The sequence below is a fragment of the Planktothrix sp. PLAVEN19ND genome, from assembly GCF_057220675.1.
The window spans coordinates 4,734,595-4,749,970 of sequence record NZ_CM170132.1; the positions used below are offsets into that span (position 1 = coordinate 4,734,595).

Genomic DNA, 15,376 nt, shown 5'->3' on the forward strand with positions numbered 1-15,376 from the left:
CCGTTAATCCTCATCTGAATCGGGTTCGTCATATAAGTCAGGGGAAAAGGACATAGCCAAACCATGCTCAATGTTGCTTTCACCTTCGTCCGTCAGGCACCGAATCACCCATAACACCCCCTTTAGTTCTGAGTCTGACAGGGCGGCTGACGGGATGACGGTCAACACTTGGTTGATTGCGCTTAAACGATCTCTAACTTCTATCAACCCGGTTTTCAAGTCCTCAATTCTTGCCTCTAAACGTTTACCTCGGTTCATAAAACACAGGTTGCCCAGTTGCAGCCGCTTAATTTGCTCGTCCTTAGCTTTCAATATTGCGGTCAGGTCATCGTCTGGGTGATCGGAATGTTCCATCACTTCGGACTCGATCCGTTCGGATGAATGATCGGTAATTTGGGTTTTGACTTCAAGTTCCATCACTTCGGGTTCCTATCTATTTATATAAGTGTCATCAGAAAAATCAAAAACCACTACCTGTAAGGCAGTGGTAGACTCGCGCTATCTTCAATTAAAGAAAGGCAACTCAGACGAGGGTGATCATCGTTTACTAGGCGGGCTGTCAACACCGCCCAAGTTCATCGCCCTCGCTAAATCTTCTAGGGAAACCCCCAATTCCTTAGCTAGTGCAATTGCGTTATCAAATCGTGGGATTTTTGCGCCTGATTCCCAGTCGCTAATTATCCGAATTCCTACAGACATTCGGCGACTTAACTCAGGCTGTGTTAATCCAGAGGCTTCCCTTAGTTTCTTCAAGGTAGGAAATGAGTCAGAGTTTTGATTTACTGTCATAATAGCACAATAGTGCTTGCACAATAATGCTTGACAAATATAATAGTCATGCACTATAGTGCAAGAAGGTAGATACAACAAAGGCTTGGCGATCAATCGGATATGCGAGTCCTTCAAGATTTACAAGCCATGAGTTGATTGTCTACCACGAACCAACCGTAAATTTACACAGGGGAATTAGTGCCTATGGATTAGTTAGAACTTTTTGAACAAGCCAAGATTTCCATAAAAAACGAAGAATCTACCGCTTGGGGGGTTTTGTAGCATTCTCCCCCCTTCCCTAAATCCGAGGAACTGGTAGGCGGCCCCTTTCACAGTGCAGCGAGCGCCCGAAAGGTCAAAAGCGACAAAGCGCCCCCTCAAGGACTTTTAGGCAAAAAAAAAGAACCCTTTCTACTGAAGTGATAGAGAAAAGATTCTTGATGCAAAGTCAAGTGGTTTCTTCAAAACAATTCTAGCAGATTTATAAAAATTTCAATCATGTTTATATTGCTCACTAGCTTCTATGTGAGTCAATCTTCTAATGCTGATAAAGACGCTCCAAAACGGGGCGGCTGTAGATGTTCACGAATTGGAAAACTTGCTTATGCCCATAGATTTTCGACAATTAATCTTTGACATTGAATCAGCAGTAAATCAAGCTAAATCCGATTCTAATTTAAAGCTTAATTGTGAAGACCCTGAAGGAATCGCTCTGATTCAAGAAGCCCTAAAGATTGAAAAAATTGCATCGGTAATCGAGCGCAAACGTTTAAAAGTAGATTTGATATTCCTAGATCCTTATCAACAGGCTCAAATCCCTTTTTATTCAGATTGTGGAGAACCTTTAAGCACGATTACTGAAGATTCAAACCAAGAAAACCCAACACTAGGAGAAGAAACCACGATCATATTTTCTGCAAACGAGGGAACAATCCTCGCCCTAATGGGTGCGTTGATTTCTACCTCACAGCTTCTCGGAATGTTTGATGATGACGAAGATTTTCAAAAATTCACCTATAACGCGATTGACTGCGGGGTTAGTGAAATCCAAAAGATGCCGGATGTCATCAAGCAGAAACTATTAAACACAGCAAAGGAGATGGTCAGTTTTCATGTCAAAAAAACCCAATAGATATCAAATAGCTAATCGACGGAATAAACGAGGTAAGAAGAACAAAGGGCCAGTTATTCTGCTTACTGGTAATAGCCACTCACTCCGACAGAAAATAGTAACTAATCGCGTTTTTGCGAAAAAGTTCAAATTCTAACTTGATGTCAATAAATTTCAATTACAGAGTCTATCGTTAAACCAAGGAGGTTAAGTGTTAATTGAAAAAATTGGTTATCGAACCAAGATCAATAAAGACGAGAGTGAGGAAACCCGCGTTGAAGTCTGTTTCCTGTTAGATGACGAAGACCCCAAGGATGTAATTACAGCCTGTGAAGGGTTGAGTGATTCCATTAAATCCTACCGATCATTTGGTGGATTAATGCCTTTAAAGCCTCCCTCCCGTGAGGAAGAATAATCGCCAAGATTTAGTCCTTTTATCAGGAATTAAAATCATGCTCAAACGCAAATATCTAGTGATTGGGATATTCCCAGACGGATTAACGATTAAAGCGGGGCCGTTCTCCCATCCTATCGTTGCGGATAAATGTTCTGAATTGTTATTCAAGTGGTATCCCAGACTAAAGATTACTCAAGTTGTTGAGGATATCGCCCCGTCGGTTGGGTAATACCGACAAAAAAAATAGAGGAAGGGGGCAACCTTCCTCTCCCCAATCTTATACACATTGGAGTTAATCATCATGTCCACTAAGGTTATCGTAGTTTCTTCTTCAGCGCAAGCTCAAGTTAATTTTCAATGGGATTTAACAACCCGTGAGGTTTGTGATTATTCAAAAGTTATGGAGGAGGTTTTTTCTATGTCTCCCGAACAAATTACAGAGGCTTTAGAGATTTGGAAACAAGTCCAGTTCAACAGTATTCGGAGGGTTAAATGATGTGCGTAAATTTAGGGAATTTTACCCAATTTTATGAGGGTTAAATTATGCGACTAATAAGAGTGATTGAATGCCCAGAATGCGAGTCAGACAATCTTACTGATGCAACTTATTGTTGTGGCTGTGACTGCGACTTGCCAGAAGGGGAAAATCGATTTGATTGCATTGTTTACTTAGTTGATTGGGAAGTTGAACACAGCGTTTTAGATTACTTAGATGAGGAAACAGAATCATGAAAGCATCACGAATCAAAATCGTAGCATTAACAGACAATCACAAATATACAACCCAATTAGTAATCAATTTGGAGGAGGTAATTTCTTACGAAATTAGCACGGCGGATGACGAAATAGATGTAATCCATCTGTACCTAAGTTCGGGAAGAGAACGACACCTAGAAGGACGTTGCTGGGACAACGACACCCTAACCCGCCTGTTAACAGAACTAGATGATCATTTCTTCCCACCTAACCCGATGGATGACGGCAGTAAACCCACAGAAATCGATTTTTACTACGTTTAATTTCTCCGCCTGATGAGTAGCTAGGCTGACCCCCTAGCCGAAACATTCTCCCAGAACATCGGGAGAATGTCGCGGAAAGGGTCGCTCTCTTTCCGTCGGATCATAAGTAGGTTAGTGGTCGTTGATGTCAAATTGCGCTCTCTGGGCGTTCTACATTTTATGCGATCGCTACCTATGATCCGCCCTTTCGCCGTTTAGCGGTAAAGCGCGACCCTCCGGGGTTGTTAGGGTGATTTGTGCGGCAATTCAAGAAGGGATTTAAACAGCGAAAACCACCTATACAAGAACCTCGAAAATGGAATACAAAGTTTTGGGCCTGGACGTTTCAAAGGACAACGTTTGTTGTCATGTCTTAGAAAATTATCCAGCAGGCGGACTGGGAAACTATTGGCGCAAGTCTGCTAAAAACGCGGCGGAATTTTACCCGCGATTCTATTCAAATCCAAAGGGCGATCGGCAAAAATCACTTTGGGATTTTGTGGAATTTATCAAGGAACATAAACCCAATTTAGCAGTATTAGAACCCACAGGAGTCCATTATAGTCGCATCTTTTATCAGATTTTAAAGACTGAGGGAGTTACTGTTAAGTGGGTTGGTCACATGGAGTTAAAACGCTATCGTGAAGGGAAAAATTTACCCGGTCACGGTAAGAATGATGCGGTTGACGCTCTGGCAATGGCGGCTTACCCGTTTGACCCCGAACACTTACAAAGTGATGGAACTTTAAACGAACGGTATTTTTTATTAAGCCAGCCAGAGCCAGTGATGGAACTGCGAGAGTTAGTTCAACAATTAGAACATCTCGCACGGGTTCAGAGTCCCATCATTAACTATGCCCGTCAACGTTTAACCCACGAATTCCCAGAGGCGGCATTCTCCAAAGCAAGGATCGGTAAATACGTCCCGGCAATTTGGGGATTCTTGGGGGATATGCCAGAACATTCGAGCAAAAGCGGCTTAACCCTGATTCGGAAAAAATACGCCAATTCCATCGTTCACGATTACGACCTGGAAATTGATCCGATTACTAAATGTCACGCCCGATGGTTAACCGAGTTATGCCTGGAAGAAAACCGAATTGAGTCCAAAGTGATAGAACTACTCCGGCGGGAAGAATTCCTGCCTTACATGGAAGTGTTTGATCTGTTCGGGTTTGGGTTAAGGATTGGTACTCGCCTATTAACCCGGTGCTATCCCTTTGAATCATTTCTATTGCCAGACGGTAAGGAATGGATAGACAGGGAACATCGGGAGGTTAAAAGGGTAGACAAGTCCTATAACAAGGGAACTATTGAGGTTGAGTTTAAGCCTGGTGATGTCAAGGTAACTAAGAAGAACCGGAGCCGTGACGCTTTTAAAATGCGTTTGGGCCAAGGAACAATTATGGAAAGTTCGGGGGATGGTTGGATTGAGAAAGCTGGAGGTTCAGCAATCTGCCGTCAATCGCTCTACCTTCACGTTCTAACCAGGATTGAAAGCTCTAAAGGTAATCTCCCCGAGAATGAAATCAATCAACGCTTAATTGCTTATCGCGATGATCTAAAATCTCAAGTTGATGGTCAAGGAAAGCCTACCCTCAGAGGTAAGCATATCCAAGCCAAGATAATGAGTAAAGTTGTGAATATGCTCTACAGCGAGCTACTGAAACGATTTAAACAATAAACCAACTAAAACCCGATTGAGATTGAATAACTCAGTCGGGTTTTAAAATCAGACTAAAATCCGTAGTAGGGTAAAATGTAAAAAATCAGTTACAAACCTAGAACGGTCAGTAATTTATTGTGTTTGTTCTCAGTGGCTACGAATACTTTTTAGGCTTCCTAATCATCAGCAGCCTAGTTCCCATCCTGGCTTTGACAGCCTCCAAGATCTTAGGGCCAAAAAGTCGTCGGGGTGTCCGTCACACCACCTATGAATCAGGAAACGAACCCATTGGAGGGGCATGGATTCAATTCAACATCCGATACTATATGTTCGCCTTGGTGTTTGTCATTTTCGACGTTGAAACCGTGTTTCTCTACCCATGGGCCGTTGTCTTCCATAATTTGGGACTCTTGGCTTTTATTGAAGCCTTAATTTTTATTTCAATTCTTGTCATTGCACTGGTTTACGCCTGGCGTAAAGGTGCATTGGAATGGTCATAGACAGTGATACAACCATGACTCAAAGCGTTTCATCCGACATGGAAAAAATTATTAATCCGGTTGAGCGACCCCAAGTGACTCAGGAACTCTCGGAAAACTTGATCCTGACCACGGTAGATGATCTTTACAACTGGGCAAAGCTCTCTAGCCTATGGCCGCTGTTGTACGGGACAGCCTGTTGTTTTATCGAATTTGCGGGTTTAATTGGTTCTCGGTTTGACTTTGACCGTTTTGGTCTGGTTCCCCGGTCTAGCCCTCGACAGGCGGATTTACTGATTACCGCCGGCACCATCACCATGAAATACGCCCCGATTTTGGTGCGTTTGTATGAGCAAATGCCCGAACCTAAGTATGTGATTGCCATGGGAGCTTGTACCGTCACCGGGGGGATGTTTAGTATGGACTCCCCCTCGGCGGTGCGAGGCGTGGATAAATTAATTCCCGTGGATGTTTATATTCCCGGGTGTCCCCCCCGTCCTGAAGCAATTATTGATGCGGTGATCAAACTACGGAAGAAAGTGGCCAATGATGCCCTCCAGGAGCGGGCCAATCTCCAACAAACCCATCGCTATTACACCCGCCCCCACAATCTCAAACCAGTGGAACCGATTTTAACCGGTCAATATTTGGTGACACAATCCCGTCAGGTTCCGCCCAAACAGTTAACCGAAGCGATGGGTGGGGCAATTCCCCCTGCCTTAGTTGCTGAACCAGCCCGGGAGGAAAAACGTGGATAACACCGAAGCTCCCCTGGTTGAAGCGGGAAAAGTCTCCCAGTGGTTGACAGAAAATGGCTTTGAGCATGAATCCCTTGGCCCTAATGCCATGGGGGTAGAAATTATTAAAGTTGATCGAGACTACTTGATTCCCCTTGCCACTGCCCTGTATGCTTACGGATTTAACTGCTTACGTTGTCAATGTGCCTATGACGCTGGCCCCGGGGATGCCCTAGTTAGTGTCTATCATTTAGTTAAAATTGATGATGACGTGGAACAAGCGCAGGAAATCTGCGTCAAAGTCTTCGTCCCACGGGATGACCCCAAAGTCCCTTCAGTCTACTGGATATGGAAAGCAGCCGATTTTCAGGAGCGAGAATCCTACGATATGTATGGTATCGTCTACGAAGGTCATCCTAATCTGAAACGGATTTTAATGCCTGAAGATTGGATCGGTTGGCCTTTAAGAAAAGATTATATCTCTCCTGATTTCCATGAGTTGCAAGATGCCTATTAAGGGCAACCTGTAAATCAATCTGGCGATCCAAATTGCCAGATCTCTAGGAAGTCTGATATAGTTGCCTACGATAATGTAGAATTCATATCTTGCTCGGACTGGATACACCCTGGTGATTCCGATTAAGGGTTGTAGTTGAAGGTTAAGCGAGGAGTTCTACCCTAAGTCAAACGGAATCAGTCAAGGTTTTCGATGCGTTTCGCAATTCACTCTGGTGGAGGAGTCAAATCGTGAGTACACTCAACGGTACAACATTTAATGATATTAATCGCAACGGCATCTTTGATGCCGGGGACGTGGCACTGCCCAATGTCACTGTCTTTTTAGATACCAATGGCAATGGTTCGCCGGAAGCCTTAGAACAGGTTCGTGTCACTGACATTAATGGTTTTTATTCGTTTCCTAACCTAGCGGCAGGAAATTTTCTGGTGGGACAAATTGTTCCTCCAGGTTTCACACGGACAACGCTTGCAACCCCAGTTACTCTGACTGGAGCGGCTGATGCAACTACAGTTAACATTGCCAATACTGGAGCCGTTGCTCCTGTGGTAGTTCCGTCTTTGACCGGCAACATTAGTGGGGCTGTTTTTGTAGATAACAATCTACAGGGTCTCTACAACTACGCCTATGACGATAAAGGCAATCTTGTTACCTATAACAACACTAACGTCTACGACGTTAATGGTAACCTTGTTGTCAATCCCAATGGGTTTTCCTCTCAGACTCAGGTATACGATCCCTTAGTGGATGCCACGTTACCAAGGGTTCCCGTCTACATTGACCTCAATAACGATGGTTTCCTGAATGCTAACGAACCCAGAACCCTCAGCAATGAAGCTGGGTTCTATAACTTTAATGCTTTACCTGCTGGCTCCTACCTGTTAAGAATTGCTCAACCTGCTGATAAGGTAGACGGAGCAATCTCTATTCTGGGTGATGTACAAACAACCAATACTCCATTAGTTGTTGATGTCTTTGCTGGCTCAACCACCAACAAAGTGGATCTGGGACTTGTGGTTCCCAATAGTGTTTACGGTAAAGTCATTAATGACCGAAATGGTAATGGCGTCCCAGAAGCCAACGAACCCGGAATTAACGGCATTACTGTCTTTCTCGACTCTAACGGAAATAACGTCTTTGACTTGGGCGAAAAGTCTACGGTCAGTGCTGCTGATGGGGCCTATATTATCAAAGGCTTAAATACCAACGTTGGTCAGGAATCTAATGCCACCTTGGCTCAAAACCCCTATCTCGCCTACCAGCTTTTAGTTGATCCTCTGTCTGTCGCCAAGACTTTCCCGGTGACTTCAGTTCCCCCAACCACCGCCTACGTTAGAACATCACCAACACCCGGAGCCACCATTGATGCTCCTGTGATTCCAGGTGGTTCGGCTCAAGCCAACTTCCTGTATACTTTTGCTCAGACACCTACGGCGGTGCTGCGTGATAGCATTACAGGATTTGTTTTCAATGATTTAAACTCAGATGGGATTCTGCAACCGGGTGAACCCAACCAAGCCGGAGTCCAAGTCTATCTTGACTTCAACAACAACGGCAAACGAGATAATGATACTTCTTTGGTTGAGCCGGCTTCTGTTACCGATGCGTCGGGTTCCTTTGGCTTCTTTAACCTGACCACCCCGGGCGACTATATTGTACGGACAACCAGTAGCGGGAAGTTCCCGACAACGGCAATTCCTAATGTCATCTTAGGCTCGGGTCAAGCTGCCCAACTGGCTATCGGCGTCTCTGGTGTTCAACCTAAGCCCGCTATTAACGAAAAAACTTTGATTCCTGTTCCTGGAGTCCAAGTCGTTGCCCAAAACCCTTTCCTTCCTAACACTGGATTCCCAGTCGTTTAAATTTAGTGATTGATTGATTGATTAATACATCGATCTGTTTAATTAATTTTCATCCTAGGGGAGCACTAATCTTTAGAATTAGCTTCTTCTCTAGGGTGATATTTTTTGGCAAGGCAAATTCCCTGGAAAAAAGAACTCTAGCAATTTTGTATCCAGGTACTCAGATTTTCTCTACTACTGCTGATTAATTTGAAGTAGGCTACATTAAGTGGAGTTTAACACCTAATAATTTGTCTCAAGTTTTGACAACTTCAACCTTTCCCGCCCGCACTTTTAAGTTAAACAATGGTTTAACGGTGATTCATCAGCAGATGACCGCCACCCCGGTTGTGGTTGTGGATGTTTGGGTTAGGGCGGGTGCCATTTACGAACCGGATATGTGGTCGGGGATGGCACATTTTTTGGAACACATGATTTTTAAAGGCACAGATTGGATTGGGCCGGGGATGTTCGATCAAGTGATTGAAAGTTGCGGGGGTGTCGCCAATGCTGCAACCAGCCATGATTATGCCCATTTTTATATTACAACCGCCGTTCAGTATTTAGAGGAAACCTTAAACGCCCTGGGGGAGTTGCTGCTCCATGCCACGATTCCCGATGGTGAATTTAATCGAGAACGGGATGTGGTTTTGGAAGAAATTCGTCAGGCGACTGATGATCCCGATTGGCTGAGTTTCCAGGTTTTAATGGAAACGGTATATGAACGTCATCCCTACGGTCGTTCTGTTTTGGGAACAGAAGCCAAATTAATGGAGCGAGCACCCCATGAAATGCGACGGTTCCATCAATGTCGCTACCAACCGGACAATATGGCTGTGGTGATGATTGGGGATGTGGCAGAACAACAAGCCCTAGATTTGGTAAATCAGGCTTTTGGGAATTTTTTACCCCCAACCACTTACACCCATCTTTATGAAGTGGTGCAGCCCCGAATTCGGGGAATTCATCGTCGGGAACTGCGTTTACCTTATGTTGAAGAAGCCCGTTTAACCTTGGCTTGGACGGGGCCAGGGGTAGAGCAATTAAGACAGGCCTATGGACTCGATTTACTCTCCTCGGTGATTGCTTCGGGAAGAACCTCTCGATTAGTCCAAAAACTGCGGGAAAAACTGCAACTTGTCCATGATATTTGTAGCGACTTTTCCTTACAACAAGAGTCTAGTTTGTTTACAATTAGTGCTTTATTAGAACCTAAAAATTTAGAGAAAGTAGAAGATTTGATCTGTGAAGAAATTAATCAGTTAATGAACGAGCCGATTTCAGAATCAGAACTTAGGAGAAGTCAAAGGTTTCTCTGTAATGACTATTCCTTTTCAACGGAGACCCCCGGACAATTAGCGGGACTATATGGATACTATTTTACAGTAGCAGAACCTCAGATATCGGTAACCTATCCGACTCAAATTAAATCCTTTGAACCCTTAGAATTGCAAGCTATTTTGCAGGAACTGCTAAATTTAGAAAATTATGCGGTAATGGTGGTTAAACCCTAGGATTTAAGGATTAATACAAGGATTCTGTTCATCCTTAAATCCTGAGCGGGTCTACCATTTCAACAAATTAAATTCTTCCATATCTATAGTATCTCGGTTGCGATAAATAGCCAGAACAATTGCTAAACCTACAGCCGCTTCCGCCGCAGCTACGGTAATCACAAAAACAGTGAAGACTTGACCCCTAATATTAGCCGAATCCGAAAAGTTAGAAAATGCCATGAGGTTCAAGTTGACGGCATTCAATAATAATTCAATCGACATCAAAACCCTAACAGCATTACGGCTGGTAATTAACCCATAGATACCAATGCAGAAAAGAGCCGCTGCTATTAATAAAAAATACTCCAGTTGTAATTGCATAACTCTCTATTTTTCTCCGATTTTATTTTAATTCAAAAGTAGGGAATGGGGAATAGGGAATGGGGAATAGGGAATAGGGAATAGGGAATAGGGAATAGGGAATAGGGAATAGGGAATAGGGAATAGGGAATAGGGAATAGGGAATAGGGAATAGGGAATAGGGAATGGGGAATAGGGAATGGGGAATAGGGAATAGAAAGAGTTTACCTCCCCCTGCTCCCCCTGCCTCCCCTGCTCCCCCTGCTCCCCCTGCCTCCCCTGCTCCCCCTGCCTCCCCTGCCTCCCCTGCCTCCCCCTGCTCCCCTACTCCCCCTTTTGAGGGCGATCACTTGCCACTGAAATCAACTCCCGGGGACGTTCCTGTAGCGTTAAAACCGGAGGCTCACTTTTTTGGGTGGGTAAAAGATCAGAAATATAATCCCGACGGGCAAGAATAATTGCCCCCACCATCGCCATTAATAAAAATACCGAGGCTAACTCAAACGGTAACAGGAAATCACTAAAAAAGTGCTGTCCAATTAAGGTCACCGAACCGCCCACGGGTTCAACAATCGGAGTAATTAACCAAGAAGTCGATAAGACCATGGTTCCTAGGAGGGCAAATAATCCCCCACAGACAATGGCGGTTGCCCCCTTTCGCAGCCAGTTTCCAGGAAGTTCTTTAAAGGTTTCTCTCTTGTTAACTAACATAATCCCAAATAGGATTAGAACATTCACCGAACCCACATAAATTAAAACCTGGGCGGCGGCTACAAAATCAGCATTGAGCAGAATATATAATCCAGCAATACTAATAAATGTACCCCCGAGTAAAAACGCAGAATAGACAATATTCTTGAGCAGCACCACACCTAAAGCTGTCCCAATCATGATCACAGCTAATAAGCCAAAGGCAACAATTTGAACCCCTTCCGCTAAATTCACAATTTCATCCTTATCAGTAATCAGTTTAATCAGTTATCAGTCATCAGTCATCAGTTATCAGTGGTTGGATGCGTGGCTTGCACCTGAAACGCTAGCGTTACTCCTGATTGCCTTTTGACTTTTGTTCAATAATCGATTCTGGGCGTAACCCGGGTCGAACCGCCGTTTCCGGTAAATCATGGGGGTCAATTTCCCCGGCTGGCAGGTAAGCGAACTCCCTCAACGGTGTGACCATGGGATCATTCGTCACCTTATAGGGCAAACGTCCGAGGGCCACGTTGTCATAATTCAACTCATGACGGTCATAGGCCGCTAGTTCATATTCCTCCGTCATCGAGAGGCAATTGGTAGGGCAGTATTCCACACAGTTTCCACAGAAAATACAGACCCCAAAATCAATACTGTAGTGTTTAAGCTGCTTTTTCTTGGTTTCCTTATTATAGTTCCAATCGACAACGGGCAAATTGATCGGACAGACACGAACACAAACCTCGCAGGAGATACATTTATCAAATTCAAAATGAATCCGCCCCCGAAACCGTTCAGAAGGAATCAATTTTTCGTAAGGGTACTGAACCGTAATGGGGCGACGACGCATATGGTCAAAGGTAACCCCAAGCCCCTGGCCGATATATTTTGCAGATTGAAAGGTTTCCTTCGCGTAATCGGTAACTTGGTTCAGAAACTTGAGCATGATGTCTCCCTCCAACAGCTATCAGTAAACATTAATTAGTTATCAGTAAAGAAAAAAATCAGTTTTAAGTCATCTGTAATCAGCATTTCAGACTCAGTTGGTAATCAGTAGCTTTCAAATTAAAATCTTACACTGAATAACTGATAACTGATAACTGATCACTGATAACTGCTACCCACCTTATCCGCCAAAAGCAACGGGAAAAGCCAGCTTGAGTGCCGCCGTTAATAGTAAATTGACCAAGCCAATGGGTAATAGGAATTTCCAGCCTAGATTTAACAATTGGTCAATCCGTACCCGAGGTAATGTCCACCGTAGTAGAACCGCCGTAAAGACCAACAGATAGGCTTTGAGAACCGTCATGGTGATACCTAACATCGCCAAAATCACCTGTAACCAGGGTGTGGTTTCACTCAATCCCAAGACTCGGACAACTACATCTACCGGAATCGGGAAATCCCAACCCCCCAAATATAAGACTGCCACAATCAAAGCCGACAGTACCAAGTTGACATAGGATGCTAAATAATACAGAGCAAACTTCATCCCCGAATATTCGGTCTGATAACCAGCCACCAGTTCTTCCTCGGCCTCGGGTAAGTCAAAGGGCAAGCGCTCACACTCGGCTAGGGCCGCAATCCAGAAGATTAGGAAGCCTACGGGTTGACGCCAGATATTCCACCCCAGAATGCCATAGCCAGACTGCTGATTCACGATATCCAAGGTACTCATACTATTGGAAATCATCACCACGGCTAGAACTGCTAAGGCTAGGGGAATTTCATAGCTAATCGATTGGGCGACGGCTCGTAACCCTCCCAATAAAGAATATTTATTATTGGAGGCATAACCGGACATTAACAACCCAATCGGTTGAATACTTGAAAGGGCAATCCAGAGAAAAATGGCGGTACTGAGATCCGTAATCACCATGTTTTGTCCAAAGGGGACAATTAAATAGGACAAAAACACGGGAATGGACACAATAACAGGCCCCAAGGTAAATAACCAGGGGTCTGCATTAAAGGGAATCGTATCTTCTTTGAACAGTAATTTCAAACCATCGGCTAAAGGGGCTAAGATTCCCATTGGGCCCATATATTCGGGGCCAATACGCTGCTGGGCGGCGGCGGAAATTTTCCGTTCTAGCCATACCGTTCCTAAAACACCAACGGTGGCAGACACAATCATTAATCCCATGGGCAGAGGCAGCCAAAACAATTTGGCAATCTCTAAGGGTAGGCCCAGACCTGTGAGGCCTTCTACAAAACTTGCTTGTAAGTCAATTCCTGGGTTCATGGAATCAGTAATCAGTAATCAGTCATCAGTCATCAGTGTAGAACTGATCACTAATTTTTTGCCGTAAACCAGTATAGCGTTTGACTGCTCTCAAAACTTTAGGGTCATAGTGTGAAAATTCACCTGGAATGCGGCTGTAAAAATGCTTTACAGGGTTTCTCCTTCTAGGTTAATGGCGCAGTTGCGTTCATGAATGGGAATATAGGTTTCATTATGGGAACCGGTATAAATTTGAGTCGGACGGAAGATCCGGTTTTTGGTGAGTTGTTCTTTCCAGTGGGCTAACCAACCCGAAACCCTGGCGATCGCAAAAATCGGGGTAAATAGATCGGAGGGAATGTTTAATTTGCGGTAAACCAGACCGGAATAGAAATCAACGTTAGGATAAATGCCTTTTTGCCCTAAACGATCAGCAACTACCCGTTCTAATTCCAAAGCAATTTCATAATATTCATCATGACCAAATTTCTCAAATAGTTGCTCTCCCAATTCTTGCAAAATGGTAGCCCGGGGATCTTTAACTTTATAAACCCGATGTCCAAATCCCATGATTTTTGATTTTGTAGCAATCAGATGATCCACATAGGGGCCAACATTTTCCACCGACCCAATTTCTTCTAACATGGTCAAAACTTCTTCATTCGCTCCTCCGTGCAATGGCCCGGCTAAGGTTCCTACAGCAGAAGCCACCACCGCATAGGGATCGGTGAGGGTGGAGGCCGTCACCATGGCTGAGAATGTGGAAGCGTTAATAGTATGTTCCGCATGCAGGGTGAGACAAATATCAAAGACCCGTGCCGCGATCGGATCGGGTTCGCGCTCATTTAACATATAGAGAAAGTTGGCGGAATAATCCAAATCATCCCGGGGTTGTACGGGATCGTTACCCTTTCGCATCAATTGGAAGGCTGCAACCATTGTCGGAATTTTAGCGATTAACCGAACAACGGCTTCTCGAATATATTCGGGATTATCCAAAGCCCGACGAGAATAGAATAGTCCTAAAGCCGCCGCCGAAGTTTGTAAGGCGTCCATGGGATGTCCGGTTTCGGGGAAACATTTCATCATGTCCCGAATTCGATATTTAATCCGTCGATGATAGCGAATTTCATGTTCAAATTCGACTAATTCATCTTTGGTGGGGAGTTTTCCCCAGATCAGTAAATAGGAAGTTTCCAGAAAGGTACTCTGGTTCGCCAGTTGTTCAATACCAATTCCTCGGTACTCTAATATGCCTTTTTGTCCATCAACGTAGCTAATACTGGATAAGGTGACCGGAACCCCCTCAAGACCGGGTTTGAATTCACTAACGGTAGTCATAGAAGTTTGTGTATGTGTGTGGATATTTATCAAGCTACATTACCAGAGCAATTGATAGTGTTTTCGTTTTGACAGGATTTTGTTATCTCTTTCTGACACTCATGCAATACCCTCGGCGCTTCAATTTAACAAAAATTTGGGGGGAGTCAGCCAGAACAGTTGACTATTCCCCATCGGGTGGGTGGCGGGCAGGGTAATTCCCATAATTCCGGCTTTTTTGACCATCAGGGATGCTTTAGGCTGTCCCCAGATCAATAATTCCGCCCAATATCCTAAATCGGGTTGATGTCCCACTAAGGCTAAACTTTTACCCCCCGTTAACTGCCAAGTTTTGTACCAAGAGATCCAATCCTCAATCTTGCCATCGGGAGCTAAGGGGGCAAATTCCTCTAGGTTAGGGGATAATCCTACGGCTTTGAGGATGTCTGCGGTTTGACGGGCGCGAATTAGGGGACTGGTGAGAATTTGATCAAATTGTAAGTTGAGTTGTTTCAAGCGAGTTGCCACTTGGCGGGTTTTGCGATCGCCTTCTTGGGTCAAAGGACGTTGATCATCATTTTCATAGGTTCCCCGTTCTGCTGCAATGCCATGACGAATCAAATATAAATTAGTCATAAGAAAAAATATATTCCTGTTGATAGCTTTATATACTAAGATTTTAAGGGTTTTATCTTGAAACCTCTGAAAATTAGTTAGGTTACATTTGTAGTCTTTTTCTTGACTTTTTATTGAAACTATGCGTCTA

The 15,376-nt window shown here is 44.1% G+C and carries 20 protein-coding genes; 12 read left to right on the forward strand and 8 right to left on the reverse strand.

Annotation, left to right across the window (positions count from 1 at the left end; genetic code table 11):
- Window positions 1-3: 3 nt before the first annotated feature.
- Window positions 4-417 (reverse strand): hypothetical protein, encoded by a 414-nt coding sequence (locus AC2D3N_RS20220; RefSeq protein WP_484691950.1) that lies wholly within the window; start codon window positions 415-417, stop codon window positions 4-6.
- A 120-nt stretch (window positions 418-537) separates the two neighbouring features.
- The gene (locus AC2D3N_RS20225; RefSeq protein WP_484691951.1) at window positions 538-789 is read right to left on the reverse strand and encodes a helix-turn-helix domain-containing protein; all 252 of its coding nucleotides are present in this window, start codon (window positions 787-789) and stop codon (window positions 538-540) included.
- A 571-nt stretch (window positions 790-1,360) separates the two neighbouring features.
- Here AC2D3N_RS20225 and AC2D3N_RS20230 point away from each other — a divergent pair.
- The 12 genes from AC2D3N_RS20230 to AC2D3N_RS20285 all read left to right on the forward strand — a co-directional run bounded on the left by AC2D3N_RS20230 (window position 1,361) and on the right by AC2D3N_RS20285 (window position 10,031).
- Window positions 1,361-1,903, forward strand: coding sequence for a hypothetical protein (locus AC2D3N_RS20230; protein ID WP_484691952.1), 543 nt, complete (start codon window positions 1,361-1,363; stop codon window positions 1,901-1,903).
- 190 nt (window positions 1,904-2,093) lie between these two features.
- Window positions 2,094-2,297, forward strand: a complete 204-nt coding sequence (locus AC2D3N_RS20235) for a hypothetical protein (protein ID WP_484691953.1) — start codon at window positions 2,094-2,096, stop codon at window positions 2,295-2,297.
- Window positions 2,298-2,334: 37 nt separating this feature from the next.
- Window positions 2,335-2,508, forward strand: a complete 174-nt coding sequence (locus tag AC2D3N_RS20240; RefSeq protein WP_484691954.1) for a hypothetical protein — start codon at window positions 2,335-2,337, stop codon at window positions 2,506-2,508.
- A 72-nt stretch (window positions 2,509-2,580) separates the two neighbouring features.
- Entirely contained in the window at window positions 2,581-2,775 is a 195-nt protein-coding gene (locus AC2D3N_RS20245; protein WP_484691955.1) for a hypothetical protein, read from the forward strand.
- A gap of 47 nt (window positions 2,776-2,822) precedes the next feature.
- Window positions 2,823-3,011: a hypothetical protein gene (locus AC2D3N_RS20250; protein ID WP_484691956.1), complete on the forward strand. Its 189-nt coding sequence runs from the start codon at window positions 2,823-2,825 to the stop codon at window positions 3,009-3,011.
- Window positions 3,008-3,298: a hypothetical protein gene (locus AC2D3N_RS20255; RefSeq protein ID WP_484691957.1), complete on the forward strand. Its 291-nt coding sequence runs from the start codon at window positions 3,008-3,010 to the stop codon at window positions 3,296-3,298. The genes AC2D3N_RS20250 and AC2D3N_RS20255 overlap by 4 nt, the downstream gene beginning before the upstream one ends.
- 295 nt (window positions 3,299-3,593) lie before the next feature.
- Window positions 3,594-4,961, forward strand: coding sequence for an IS110 family transposase (locus AC2D3N_RS20260; RefSeq protein ID WP_484691958.1), 1,368 nt, complete (start codon window positions 3,594-3,596; stop codon window positions 4,959-4,961).
- 119 nt (window positions 4,962-5,080) lie between these two features.
- Entirely contained in the window at window positions 5,081-5,443 is a 363-nt protein-coding gene (gene ndhC, locus AC2D3N_RS20265) for a photosynthetic/respiratory NAD(P)H-quinone oxidoreductase subunit C (RefSeq protein WP_079680691.1), read from the forward strand.
- Window positions 5,444-5,457: 14 nt separating this feature from the next.
- The gene (locus tag AC2D3N_RS20270) at window positions 5,458-6,180 is read left to right on the forward strand and encodes an NADH dehydrogenase subunit K (protein WP_234996789.1); all 723 of its coding nucleotides are present in this window, start codon (window positions 5,458-5,460) and stop codon (window positions 6,178-6,180) included.
- Window positions 6,173-6,676, forward strand: a complete 504-nt coding sequence (locus AC2D3N_RS20275) for an NAD(P)H-quinone oxidoreductase subunit J (protein WP_079680693.1) — start codon at window positions 6,173-6,175, stop codon at window positions 6,674-6,676. Before AC2D3N_RS20270 ends, AC2D3N_RS20275 begins: the two co-directional genes overlap by 8 nt.
- Window positions 6,677-6,906: 230 nt before the next feature.
- On the forward strand, window positions 6,907-8,538 hold the full coding sequence (locus AC2D3N_RS20280) for an SdrD B-like domain-containing protein (protein ID WP_079680694.1): 1,632 nt from the start codon (window positions 6,907-6,909) through the stop codon (window positions 8,536-8,538).
- Between the two features lie 230 nt (window positions 8,539-8,768).
- Complete coding sequence (locus tag AC2D3N_RS20285; protein WP_079680695.1) at window positions 8,769-10,031, forward strand: M16 family metallopeptidase; 1,263 nt, start codon at window positions 8,769-8,771, stop codon at window positions 10,029-10,031.
- Window positions 10,032-10,082: 51 nt separating this feature from the next.
- Here the strand turns inward: AC2D3N_RS20285 and nuoK are convergent, their stop codons facing one another.
- The 6 genes from nuoK to sixA form a co-directional block, all read right to left on the reverse strand.
- Window positions 10,083-10,394 carry an NADH-quinone oxidoreductase subunit NuoK gene (gene nuoK / locus AC2D3N_RS20290; RefSeq protein ID WP_079680696.1) on the reverse strand — a complete coding sequence of 104 codons (312 nt, stop codon included), beginning with the start codon at window positions 10,392-10,394 and terminating at the stop codon, window positions 10,083-10,085.
- Between the two features lie 303 nt (window positions 10,395-10,697).
- On the reverse strand, window positions 10,698-11,318 hold the full coding sequence (locus tag AC2D3N_RS20295; protein ID WP_079680697.1) for an NADH-quinone oxidoreductase subunit J: 621 nt from the start codon (window positions 11,316-11,318) through the stop codon (window positions 10,698-10,700).
- Between the two features lie 97 nt (window positions 11,319-11,415).
- On the reverse strand, window positions 11,416-12,012 hold the full coding sequence (ndhI, locus tag AC2D3N_RS20300; protein ID WP_079680698.1) for an NAD(P)H-quinone oxidoreductase subunit I: 597 nt from the start codon (window positions 12,010-12,012) through the stop codon (window positions 11,416-11,418).
- Window positions 12,013-12,192: 180 nt separating this feature from the next.
- The gene (nuoH, locus tag AC2D3N_RS20305; protein WP_079680699.1) at window positions 12,193-13,311 is read right to left on the reverse strand and encodes an NADH-quinone oxidoreductase subunit NuoH; all 1,119 of its coding nucleotides are present in this window, start codon (window positions 13,309-13,311) and stop codon (window positions 12,193-12,195) included.
- Window positions 13,312-13,458: 147 nt separating this feature from the next.
- Window positions 13,459-14,631, reverse strand: coding sequence for a citrate synthase (locus AC2D3N_RS20310; protein ID WP_079680700.1), 1,173 nt, complete (start codon window positions 14,629-14,631; stop codon window positions 13,459-13,461).
- Window positions 14,632-14,751: 120 nt separating this feature from the next.
- Window positions 14,752-15,246 (reverse strand): phosphohistidine phosphatase SixA, encoded by a 495-nt coding sequence (gene sixA / locus AC2D3N_RS20315; protein WP_079680701.1) that lies wholly within the window; start codon window positions 15,244-15,246, stop codon window positions 14,752-14,754.
- Between the last annotated feature and the right edge of the window lie 130 nt (window positions 15,247-15,376).